This window comes from Pseudomonas sp. NS1(2017), from assembly GCF_002269425.1.
Classification (GTDB): domain Bacteria; phylum Pseudomonadota; class Gammaproteobacteria; order Pseudomonadales; family Pseudomonadaceae; genus Aquipseudomonas; species Aquipseudomonas reactans.
On sequence record NZ_CP022960.1, the window covers coordinates 5,503,980 to 5,516,192 of the forward strand.

The 12,213-nt window shown below is 61.5% G+C and carries 7 protein-coding genes; all 7 read left to right on the top strand.

The window, feature by feature from the left end:
- Positions 1-120: 120 nt before the first annotated feature.
- The 7 genes from CI807_RS25695 (at position 121) to CI807_RS25725 (ending at position 12,004) form a co-directional block, all read left to right on the top strand.
- On the top strand, positions 121-2,907 hold the full coding sequence (locus CI807_RS25695) for an ATP-binding protein (protein WP_095016765.1): 2,787 nt from the start codon (positions 121-123) through the stop codon (positions 2,905-2,907).
- Entirely contained in the window at positions 2,894-4,081 is a 1,188-nt protein-coding gene (locus tag CI807_RS25700; protein WP_095016766.1) for an EAL domain-containing response regulator, read from the top strand. The genes CI807_RS25695 and CI807_RS25700 overlap by 14 nt, the downstream gene beginning before the upstream one ends.
- 51 nt (positions 4,082-4,132) lie before the next feature.
- A complete protein-coding gene (locus CI807_RS25705; RefSeq protein WP_095016767.1) occupies positions 4,133-7,288 on the top strand; it encodes a hybrid sensor histidine kinase/response regulator in 3,156 nt (1,051 codons plus the stop codon).
- A 22-nt stretch (positions 7,289-7,310) separates the two neighbouring features.
- Positions 7,311-7,955 carry a response regulator gene (locus CI807_RS25710; RefSeq protein WP_016977429.1) on the top strand — a complete coding sequence of 215 codons (645 nt, stop codon included), beginning with the start codon at positions 7,311-7,313 and terminating at the stop codon, positions 7,953-7,955.
- 82 nt (positions 7,956-8,037) lie between these two features.
- Positions 8,038-8,628: a fimbrial protein gene (locus tag CI807_RS25715; RefSeq protein WP_095016768.1), complete on the top strand. Its 591-nt coding sequence runs from the start codon at positions 8,038-8,040 to the stop codon at positions 8,626-8,628.
- Positions 8,629-8,688: 60 nt separating this feature from the next.
- Positions 8,689-9,438 (top strand): molecular chaperone, encoded by a 750-nt coding sequence (locus CI807_RS25720; RefSeq protein ID WP_095016769.1) that lies wholly within the window; start codon positions 8,689-8,691, stop codon positions 9,436-9,438.
- A gap of 85 nt (positions 9,439-9,523) precedes the next feature.
- A complete protein-coding gene (locus CI807_RS25725; protein ID WP_095016770.1) occupies positions 9,524-12,004 on the top strand; it encodes a fimbria/pilus outer membrane usher protein in 2,481 nt (826 codons plus the stop codon).
- Positions 12,005-12,213: the final 209 nt, after the last annotated feature.

Genomic DNA, 12,213 nt, shown 5'->3' on the forward strand with positions numbered 1-12,213 from the left:
TACTGCTTAGGCAGCGAATGTCAAATGGAATTATTAGCTTGCTTGGTATCTTGCGGATGAATGGCGGGTTCTAAGGATCGTCTGATTTTTCCCACGGTTGACCATCCCTAAAGTGGCGGGATGAGATTAAAGAGCTACCTGCACCAGATCAGCCCCGTGCTGTCCACGCCCCATGCCGCGCGCCGCCTTTTGCGTATTTTCGCGTTGGTACTGCTGGTGGGTATGTTGGGCGGCGTGTACAGCTTCCTGCTGTTCACGTTCAACAATGAGATCTCCCAGCGGCGCAGCTACATGAGCAGCGCCATCGCCGAGGCGCATACCTTTTTCACCACCCGTGAAGCGCTGTTGGAAAGCCTCAGCCTGTCAGCGACACGCAAGGCCGAATTGAATCTGCCGGTCTCCGAGGAAGAAATCCGCCTGTTGCTGGGAAATACCCCGGGCAAGCAATGGAGCATCTGGCTGACCCAGCGCATGCGTGATTTCTTGAGGGCCAAGCAGCTCAACCTGCTGTATGTCAGCACGGATGCCCAGGTGCTGCGGCTGTACGATGCTTCGCCCGTGGAAGCCGATTTCCCCGCGACCATGCTTGAGCAACTGCACGCCCTCAAACAGCAGAAAACCCTGCAGGAACTCTGGCTGACCCACGCCACGGACGGCCACTCACAGCTGTACATCTTCATTCGCCTGGATGAGCGCGACCTGGACTCCGGCTGGCTCGGCCTGGAAATGGATGACCGTGAAGTCTCCAACGCCTTGAGCGATCACAGCGCCGGCGAGTTCACCATGTTCAATGCCCAGGGCATGCCGCTCTTCAGTAACAGCCATAAACCGCCGCCAGGGCAAAACCTGCCGCACCTGCGCCAGCAGGACTTCTTCGGTTTTGTCGGCGATGGCTGGCTGCCCGAACAATTGGTGCTGCGCAAACAACTGAAGTCTTCAGACTGGCAACTCACCTACTCCATCGACCTGCGCGCGGTCCTGTGGGCGCTCTGGCCACAGATGCTCGGCGCCCTGCTGTTCTGCCTGCTGACCATCAGCCTGGTGTGCCTGCTCACCCGTCGCCTCGAACATCGCTTCATCACGCCGGCGATCCATCGCATCCAGGCACTGGTGGAAAGCGAGCTGTTCAGCCGCGACGTGATCCAGACCGCCCCCGTGGCGCTGTGCGTCCTGCGTCGCACCGATGGCACGGTGGTGCTGAAAAACACCCTCGCCCAACAGTGGCTCGGTGAGTGTGGCGCACAACTTGGTCCCGGCTGGATTCGTCAGGCCTTCGACCCCAACGCCCCCTGCCTCACCGACTACTTCGAAGCCGCCGACGGCCGCCATCTGTACCTGAGCTGCGCACCCACCCGCTACAAAGGTGAAGACGTGTTGCTCTGCGCCTTCAGCGACATCAGCGCACGCCGGCAGATCGAAGCGGCGCTGGAACAGGCACGCCAGTCCGCCGACGCCGCCAACGAAGCCAAGACCTTGTTCCTGGCCACCATGAGCCATGAGATCCGCACGCCGCTGTATGGCGTGCTCGGCACCCTGGAACTGCTCGCCCGCACCCGCCTGGATGCCCAGCAGAAAAGCTACCTGCACGCCATCGAGGGATCGTCCGCGACGTTGCTGCAACTGATCTGCGATGTGCTCGACGTGTCAAAAATCGAAGCCGGGCAACTGGCCCTGGAACTGAGCGAATTCTGTGTGCCGACCTTGGTACAAGAAGTGGTGCAAGGCTATGCGGCAGCGGCACACAGCAAAGGCTTGCAGTTGTATGCCTGCCTCGATCCGCAACTGCCCCGGCGCTTGATCGGCGACGCCAGCCGCGTACGCCAGATTCTCAACAATCTGCTGAGCAACGCGGTCAAGTTCACTGACTCCGGCCGCGTGGTGCTGCGGGTCAAAAAGCTCAGTCGCGAAGGCGAACGGGTGTGTCTGCAATGGCAAATCTCCGACACCGGCAAAGGCATCGCCCCTGCCGACCAGGCGTTTATCTTCGAGCCGTTCTACCAGAGCGAAGGCAACTCCCATGTGATCGCCGGAACCGGCCTTGGCCTGGCGATCTGCCTGCGCCTGACCCATTTGATGAACGGCACCCTGCGCTTGGTCAGCGAGCCGGGACTGGGCAGCAGCTTTTCCCTGAGCGTACCGCTGGAACAACCGAGCGGCAATACACCGCCAGCCTTGCAGCCATTGGCAGCGGAAATCGTGTATGTGCTGTCGCCGATCCGCGAACTGGCCGACAGCCTCTGCGGCTGGCTGCGCCGCTGGGGTGCGCGCGCGCAGGTCGGTCTGCCGACCAGCACAGAGCTGGCGGGGCCCGGTGTATTGCTTGAACTTATCGAACGCCGCCTCGACTTGCCCTGGCACGGGCCACGGGTACTGGCCAGCAATGACGGCGCCCATGAACCGCAGTTCAGCGGCGATGGCTGGCAGGTCAACCTCAATGACCTGGACGCGATCCAACAAGCCGTCCGCCACGCCCAGAACGGCCAGGTGGTGCCACCCCAGGCGCGCTGCGAAGTGCGCGACCTGCGTCCCTTGCACCTGCACATCCTGGTGGCCGAAGACAACGTCATCAACCAGTTGATCCTGCGCGACCAGCTTGAAGAACTCGGCTGCAGCGTGGAACTGGCCAGCGATGGCGAAGAGGCCTTGGCGCGCTGGCACGAGGGCACCTTCGACATTGTGCTCACCGACGTCAACATGCCCAGGCTCAACGGCTACGAACTGACCGAAGCGCTTCGACGCCTGGGCTGCACCACCCCGATCATCGGCGCAACCGCCAACGCCCTGCGCGGTGAAGAAGCCTTGTGCCTGGCGGCCGGCATGAATCACTGCCTGGTCAAACCCTTTACGCTGCGAGCCTTGTCCGCTGTCCTGGCTCCCTACGAACGAGCCATCCATGAAGCCCTGTAGCATTCTGATTGTCGAAGACCATCCCTTTCAGCACCTGTATTTGCAGAACCTGTTCAGCGAGTTGGGTGAGTTCGACCTGGTGTGCGCCCGCGACGGCGAGGAGGCGCTGGCCTGCCTGAAGCAACGAGACTTCGACCTGGTGCTCACTGACCTGTTGATGCCGGGCATGGACGGCGTGCAGTTTATCCAAGGCCTGGCTGCGCAACCGTCGCGCCCAGCATTAGCGATCATGAGCGCCGCCTCACGGCGCATGTTGATGGGCGCGAGCCTGGTGGCAAGCAACCTGCAAGTGAAGGTGATCGGGCTGATTTCCAAGCCGGTGAATGCCGCGGCCTTGCGCTGCCTGACCGATCAATTGCTGGCGCTGCGCCAGGTCGAACCGGCCGAGACCCAGCCCGGCATTGATTGCCAAAGCCTGATGAATGCCCTGGTCAATGGCGAGCTGCAAGCCTGGTTCCAACCCAAGAAAGCCCTGAGCAATGGTCGCATCGTCGCGGCCGAAGCCTTGGTGCGTTGGGTTCACCCCGAGCATGGCCTGTTGTTACCCGGCATGTTCCTGCCAGCATTGATCACCTGCAACCTCGAAGAACGCTTGTTGTGGTGCGTGCTGAAACAAGCGATGGCCGCTCAAGCCATGTGGCGCCAACACGGCTATGACATACCGGTATCCATCAACTTGCCCACTCACCTGCTCAACAGCCACGACCTGCCCGACCGCATCCTGGCGTTCGTGCAGGAACACCAGGGCTTGCCCGCGCGCATCTGTTTCGAGCTGATGGAGTGCTCGGTGCCGGATGACATCAGCAACTTCTACGCAGGGGCCTGCCGCTTGCGCATCAAGGGCTTTGGCTTGTCCCAGGATGATTTCGGCAAGGGCTACAGCTCGTACATGAACCTGGTGTCGGCGCCGTTTACCGAGGTGAAGATCGACCGCGCACTGGTGCAAGGCTGCAACGCCAACGAGGAACTGGCCCAGGCGCTCACCAGCATTGTCAGCCTGGGACGTCAGTTGGGCTTGATCGTGGTCGCCGAAGGCGTAGAAACCGCGCAAGAACTTGCGCTGTTGCGTAAGATCGACTGCACTCAGGTCCAAGGCTTCCTGATCTCCCACGCCGTATCTTCGGATCAGTTCCAGCAATTGCTGACCCACGACGGGCCGGCGAGCGCCTATTGACCCGCTGGCCGGGTGCGTACGAACGCCGTTAGCTTGCGAGGTCACCGCGTCATGCATCACCCCAACGCCTTCCTGGAGAAACTCACCAGCAGTTCGCTGCGCCTGAATAAAGGTTTGCTGGTACTGGGGGCCTTGGTGCTGTTGCTGCTGGGCATCAGCCTTCTTGGCGCGCAACGCATGATTCAGGAGCAACGCGACACCCTGCACTTTCACTTCGCCCGGCTGATGGAGAACATCCACGAGCAGGAAGTGTTCTTGATCGATATCTCACGGGGCAGCACCGACGCCAAGTACAAGTCCATTGGCCTGCCGCCGCCTTTTGTGCAAAAGCCGCTGCCCGAGGAAGGACCGAACACCTATGAAGGCCGCGGTTTGCCGTTCTCCCTGCCCTACAGTTTGAAAATCAACTCCGACAAAATAGCCGCCGACCAATACCCCAAGGTTTTCGCCCTTGGCACCTACCTGTCGGCTTACTACAGCGCCTTTTGGGCGGGCTCCCACTACCAGGCACCTCAAGTGGTCGTGGTCAACGGTCCGGACAATTTCGACATCGCCGTGCCCTCCTCCGGCCGGCTGCGCGATGGCGGCCACGTGCATATAGGCATGTTGGTGGACGTGATGACTCAACTCAACGAGCGCCTGCACCTACAGAACAACTCCCTGACCCACACCGTGCACTGGGAACCCTACGACACCGCCCCCGATGGCAAGGAAGCTCCGATATTGTTGGGTTATGTCGATATCAACCTGGCCTCCACCTCGCTGACCGTCACCGGCGCCAACACCTGGGTGGTGGTGGCCTCGCTGCTGGACCTGTCCAAGGTCAATAACATCGAGCGGCTGATGCAGTGGTCGATCTACGACGACTTCACCTTGATCACCCCAGGTGGCGTGGTGCTAACCGGGGCCGTCAAGCCCGGCGAGGTGCTCAATGAAGGTGTGAACCTCAACCGCGACGGTCTGGTGTTCAAGCTGACAAGCCAGGGCGAGCAGCCCTGGACGGCGATCTACGTGATCAGCCTGCAACGCTTTCTCGACTATGCGTTGTGGCCTTTGCTGTGCCTGGTAGGCGTGGTGCTGGTGATGCTGGGGTGCAGTCGCGCGTTCAATCGCTGGTACACCGCACGGGTAGTACTGCCTGCCCACCAAGCCCATGCCAGCATTGCCGAAAGCTCGGCATTCGCCCGAGCGGTCATCGACACCGCACCGACCGGCCTGTGTGTAATTCGGCGCAGCGACCATCATGTACTCCTGCAGAACCAGCGCGCCTTGGAGTGGCGCGACGCTCGCCCGCTGTTCGACTTGCTCAAGCAACAGACGCAGGCTGCACCGGGCCAGGCCGACCTGGAAAGCGAAGGCCGCCACCTGCACGTGGCCTTCGTGCCCACCCGCTACCAGGGCCAGGACGCGTGGCTGTGTGCGGTGCATGACGTGACCCGGCATATCGAAGACGCTGCGGCCCTGGAAGAAGCGCGCCAAGCCGCAGACTCGGCGAGCGAGGCCAAGAGCCGCTTCCTCGCGACCATGAGCCACGAAATTCGTACGCCGCTGTATGGCGTGCTGGGTACCTTGGAGCTGCTCGGCCTCACGTCGCTCGCGCCGCGCCAGCAGGATTACCTGCAGACCATCCAGCGCTCCTCAACCACGCTGTTCCAACTGATCAGCGACGTGCTGGATGTCTCCAAAATCGAAGCGGGGCAAATGACCCTCGAACTCCAGGATTTCTGCCCACTGGAACTGACCGAAGACTGCGTGCGCACCTACAGCGCGTTCGCCCGCTCCAAGGGCCTGCAGCTGTATGCCTGCATCGACGCGGACCTACCGGATCGGTTGCGCGGTGACCCCCTGCGTATCCGCCAGATCCTCAATAACCTGCTGAGCAATGCGATCAAGTTCACCGATAACGGGCGTGTGGTGCTGCGCCTGCGCGCGTCGGAGAACACCGCCGGCGAGGTAGACTTGCAATGGCAAGTCAGCGACTCCGGTGTGGGCATTTCCCAAGCGCAACAGCAACAATTGTTCGACCCGTTCTACCAGGCCGAAGATGCCACTAGCCAGGCCGGCGCAGGCCTGGGCCTGGCGATTTGCAAATGGTTGTGCGAGTTGATGCACGGCCAACTGAACGTCGTCAGCGAACCCGGCCTGGGCAGCAGCTTTACCCTGCACCTCGCGCTGGAATCAGTCCCCGGCGCCCTGACTGACTGCCCCGCCTTCAGCCCCGGCATGCCGACGGTCTATGTGCGCGCGCAGGAACTTGAACGGGCGCAACACCTGATCGACTGGCTCAAGCGCCTAGGGCTCGACAGCCGCGCGGTTTCACCCGATGCGCCGTCCTCTGCACTGCTAGTGGACTTCACCGGAGAACCGGCTTGGCCCGGCACGCGGATCATCGCCACAGCAGGCGGGCCGAACCCGGCGCAGCGGTGTGCCAGCGACTGGGCCGTCGACGCCGACGACGTGCGCGCGATTGCCTGGGCCATCGCCCTGGCACAACAGGGTGCCGAAGCCGGCAACCGCCCCGCCCCCACCCTCAACGCGCGCCCGCTCAACCTGCAAGTGCTGGTAGCCGAAGACAATGCGATCAACGCCGCCATCATCCAGGAACAACTGCAAGCCCTGGGCTGCTCGGTGGTGCTGGCCGCCAACGGTGAACAGGCACTCATGCAATGGCTACCGGGGCGCTTCGACCTGGTGCTGACCGACGTGAACATGCCGGTGATGAACGGCTACCAGCTCGCCAAGGCGTTGCGCCAGCAAGATGCCGCGCTGCCGATTATCGGGGTGACCGCCAATGCCATGCGTGAAGAAGGCGAGCACTGCACCGCCGTCGGCATGAATGCGTGGATGGTCAAGCCGCTGAACCTCGCCACCTTGCGTACCAAGTTGGAAAAGTACTGCAAGATCGAGGTGCCCGCCGTCGTCGACATGCCGCCGTTGTCGCCCAAAATGCGCGAACTGTTTGTCACCACCCTGCGTCAGGATGTACAGGCCACCCTGACCGCGCTAGAGAGCCAGGACGCCAATGGCGCAGCGCAGCAATTGCACAGCATGGCCGGTGCCCTTGGCGCGGTGCAGCTCGGTGACATGGCGAGTGCCTTTGTCGAGCTGGAACTGCGCCTGACTGGCATGGCGGTCACCCCCGCCCTGGCCCTGGAAGTGCGGCAGAACCTCGCTCGGCTCACCACTTTGCTCGACACACTTGAATAACCTCACTCTGGATAATCACCCCATGGAAACCCTCAACGTAGTCATTGCAGACGATCACCCCATCGTGCTGGTCGGGGTACGGGAACTGGTCGAGCGCGATGAGCGTTTTCGCGTGGTGGGCGAAGCCGTGTGTTCCAACGAATTGGTGACGCTGCTGGAAACCACGTCGGTCGATCTGGTTATCACCGATTTCAACATGCCGGCGGACTCGCCCTACGGCGATGGCCTAAAATTGGTGGAGTACCTGGTGCGGCACTTTCCCAAGGTGCGCGTGCTGGTGCTGACGATGATCTCCAATCCGCTGATCCTGACGCGCTTGCAGGAATTGGGCGTGCTGGCCGTGATCCAGAAAAACCAACTGCACAATGAGATCCAGGCCGCGCTCAAGGCCATCGCCCGAGGCAACCCGGTTCGCAGCAAGGGCCCGCAACCGACCTCGGTACTGGAATCGTCCGACCTCGATGAGCGCTTCACCCGGCTGTCGCCCAAGGAGCATGAGATCCTGCGTTTGTTTGTATCAGGACAGAGCGTCAATGAAATTGCACGAGGGTTGAACCGCAGTGCCAAAACCATCAGCACACAAAAAGTTGCGGCCATGCGCAAGTTGGAAGTCAACAGCGACCAAGACTTGCTGGCTTATTGCATAGAGCGAAACTTGTTCAACTAACACCCGCTTCTAGGGATCGTCTGATGTTCCACTAACCGTCGCCGTCTTATCGTGTTGTTTTAACCCCACCATGGAAAACAACATGAAACAGCTGTCTCGCACACTTCTGGCATTGTCGATCTTCGCCGCGGGTAATGCCTTTGCCGTCGACCCACCGGTAACACCGACCAAGGCCGGCAGCGGCACCATCAACTTCACCGGCAGTATCAACAATGATGCCTGCTCCGTTGAAGGCATCGGCGTAAACAAAACCATCTCGATCAACATGGGCGAAGTGTCGATCAAGGACATGGGCACTGCCACCGCCCCCAAAGGCAACGGCACCCTGAGCGCCGAGAACTTTGACATGAAGATCAGCTGCAACGCCGGCACCAAAGTGGCGATGATCTTCGAACCGACCAAAGGCGCCGGTTCAGGCATCGTGACCGGCACCAAAGTGTTGAAGCTGATCGACGGCCTGGGCGCCGCCAAGAACATCGGTATTGCCCTGCTGGACTCCAATGGCGCACTGATCGACCTGAGCTCGCCAACCACCGCGAAGATCGAGAACACCCTGCAAGACAGCAACACCACGCTGAAATTCTCGGCCGCCTACGTCACCACCATCGACGCTGCCTCTGCCGTGGCCGGTCGTGGCGATGCCACCCTGCCGTTCACCCTGCAGTACGAATAACCCCAGCCCGATGCGGGGCCTGCGGGCCTCGCACACCTCTCGAACGTAGCGGTAGCCATTATGTTTTTTCGCCACTCACTGTCCCTGTGCGCGGGCCTGCTCGGCCTGCTGGCAGTCGGGCAAGCCACAGCCGGCATTTCGTTGAGCAGCACGCGCTTGGTGTTCGACGGCCAACACAAAGAAGCCGGAATCACCGTTCGCAACAGCGGCGAGGACGTGTTGATCCAGTCCTGGGTCGACACGGACGCCGACGACGCGACTTCGGTACCCTTTGCCGTCACCCCGCCGCTGGCGCGGGTCACCAGCAATGAGCAGCAACTGTTGCGCGTGATCTATGAAGGCACGGGCATGCCTGCCGACCGCGAGTCGGTGGTGTGGCTCAACGTGCAGGAAATCCCCAAGGCCTCGAAAACCGAGAACACCTTGCAGCTTGCCGTGCGCCAGCGCATCAAGGTGTTCTTCCGCCCGCCCGCGTTGAAAAACAACGCCTACCTGGCGCCGACCGAACTGCTCTGGCAACTGGCCGAACACGGCGGTAAACGCGTGCTGCGGGTGAGCAACCCCGGGGTTTATCACGTGTCGATTGCCGACATCACCCTGCAGGCAGGTGCCGTCAGCGAACATCCATTTGATTCGATGATGATTGCGCCAGGCGAACAGAAAGAGTTTCAACTCAAGCAACTTTCCTCGATTAACTCCGCGCGCTTGAAGTTCAGCAGCATCAACGACTATGGCGCACAAGACCCTTATAGCGCGCAACTTTCTGATCGTGCTCAAACCAGCGCCAGTTTGAACAAAGAGTCACCATAACGCGCCTGCCGTTCGCGCAGCCGCACTTTCACTGTATTTCTCTTCGCTCCGTTAGTTCGTATCGGAGGTGATATAGGGTTCCTGCATGTTTTTATTCAAGCGCGATAGTCTGGCGCCATTTTTGATTGCCGTGGGCTTCAGTTCGGTCTGCCAGGCCGACGGCGATGAACAGTTCAATACGTCGTTTTTGCAAGGCGCCGCAGCGTCGGTCGACCTGCAGTCGTTGCTCGCCAGCAGCAGCGTGCTCCCCGGCAATTACCGAGTTGACCTGTATGGCAACGACACACTAGTGGGCCGACGCGATATCGACTTTCGCCGCAACCCTGTAAACGGCCGAGTCGAAGCCTGCCTGACCCTGGAGATGCTGCAACAAGTGGGCGTCGATATCGGCGCCTTGCAGTCCAGCGGCAAACTCGTCGACACCGATCCCAATGCCTGCCTCGACCTGCCTGCGCTGATCGAACACGCCAAAGTGCGCTACGACGTACCGCGCCTGCGCCTGCTGGTCAGTGTGCCGCAACGCGCCATGGAGCGCGGGCGCCGCGGTTACGTCGATCCGGCCTTGTGGGACGACGGCGTACCCGCCGCGTTCATCAACTACCAGTTGAGCAGCAACCGCAGCAACACCGACGCCGACACCACGCTGTCGAATAACCTGGGCCTGCGCAACGGGATCAACCTGGGAGCCTGGCGCTTGCGCAACGAGTCGAACTTCAGCAGCAGCACCGGTCGCCCCAGTACGTTCAAGAGCAACCGCAGCTACCTGCAACATGACGTGACCGACCTGAAAGGCCAGTTCAGTGCCGGGGACATTTTCTCGGATGCCGACCTGTTCGACAGCGTGCGCTATCGCGGCCTGAAACTGGCCTCCGACGACGGCATGCGCGCCGACAGCGAGCGCGGCTACGCGCCGATCATCCGCGGCATTGCGCAGTCCAGCGCCACCGTGGAGATCCGCCAGAACAACTACATCCTCTATACCGCCAACGTGCCGCCGGGTCCGTTCGAGATCAGCGACATTTACCCCAGCGGCTCCAACGGCGACCTTGAGGTGACGGTGATCGAAGCGGACGGCCGTCGCCGGGTCACGGTGCAGGCGTTTTCCAGCCTGCCGATCATGGTGCGTGAAGGCCAGCTGAAATACAGCTTCTCGGCGGGCAAATACAACAGCAACAGTGACGCGCAGAAAACCCCGCAGTTTGTCAGCAGCACCCTGGCCTATGGCATCAGCAGCAACCTGTCGGGAATCGTCGGGGTGCAGGCCACGCAGGACTTCCAGGCGCTATCCATCGGGGCCGGGCGCAACACGTCGATCGGTGCGGTGTCGCTGGACATGACCCACTCCGCCAGCCGCACCTTTGGCCGGCAGGTCACGGGCAACAGCCTGCGCGCGCTGTATGCCAAGACGTTTACCGGCACCGACACCAACTTCACCTTGGCGGCGTATCGGTATTCGACCGAGGGTTATCGCACCCTCACCGAGCATGTCGAGGAACTGAGCAGTGACGGCCGCACACGCCTGGGCAGCTCAAAAACCCGCACCGACCTGACCGTCAACCAGAGCCTGGGGCGCAACCAGCAGTTCGGTAGTGTGTACCTGAACGCCAGCGACCAGCGCTACTGGGGACGCGGCGGCGCGCAAAGCCTGTCAGCTGGCTACAGCAATTACTGGGGCGACGTGAGCTACAACGTCAGTGCCACCCATACCAAGGACGTGGGCAACTACGGGCCGTCGAACAACGACACGCTGGTCAACCTGTCACTGTCGTTTCCGTTGGGTTCAAAGCCACGTGCGCCAAGGGCATTTGTCTCCGCCAGCACGCAAAAAGGCAGCGACACCACGCAAATGGGCGTCAACGGTTACCTGACGGACGACAGCGACACCTATTACTCACTGCAAGCCGGCAACAGCAGCACGGGCGGCAGCACCGGCTCGGCCAACCTCAGCACGCGCACCTCGCTGATGGACATCAGCGGCGGTTACAGCCAGGGCCGTGGCTACAGCGCGCAGAACCTCAACGTGGCCGGGTCAGTGGTGGCCCATGCGGGTGGTATCAACCTGGGACAGACCGTGGGCGAGACCTTTGCGCTGGCGCAAGTCGAAGGCGTGCCCGGTGTGAAGATCGGCAGTTTCTCCGGCGCCAGGACCGGCAGCAACGGCTATGCCGTGATCCCCAATGCCCAGCCTTACCGGGTCAACTGGATCAGCCTGGACACCCGCGACCTGGGCGCTGATATCGAAATCGATAACGCCACCCAGCAAGTCGTGCCTCGGCGCGGCGCCGTGGTCCTGGCCCGCTACGCCAGCAAGACCGGACGCCGCGTACAGTTCGCCTTGTTCGACGCCCAGCACCGACCGATCCCGTTTGGCGCATCGCTGGAAAACATGGCGGGCAAGCAGATTGCAATCGCCGACCCGAGTGGCAAAGCGTTGGCCTTGGTGGAAGAAGACACGGGGACGCTGGTGATCAAATGGGGCGACCAGCACTGCCAGGCGCCCTATGCGCTGGGCGAACCCAACAAGGCGCTGAACTATGAGCGAGTGGCATTGACCTGCGCGCCCTAGCGCCAACCACGATGCGAAGCGAGTCGCTCTTGATCTGGCTTTTGATCTCAGGCGCCCCGTCAAACACGCTGGCCGAACGCAGGCTTGAATCCGTGGGTAACCCGGCAGGACGCCGGGTTAGCCGCGCTGGGCCAAGGATGGCCCATCGCGGCGGCCCACGGATTCAAGCCTGCGTTCGGGCACACCGAGCCTAGGCGAGGTGCCGAGTG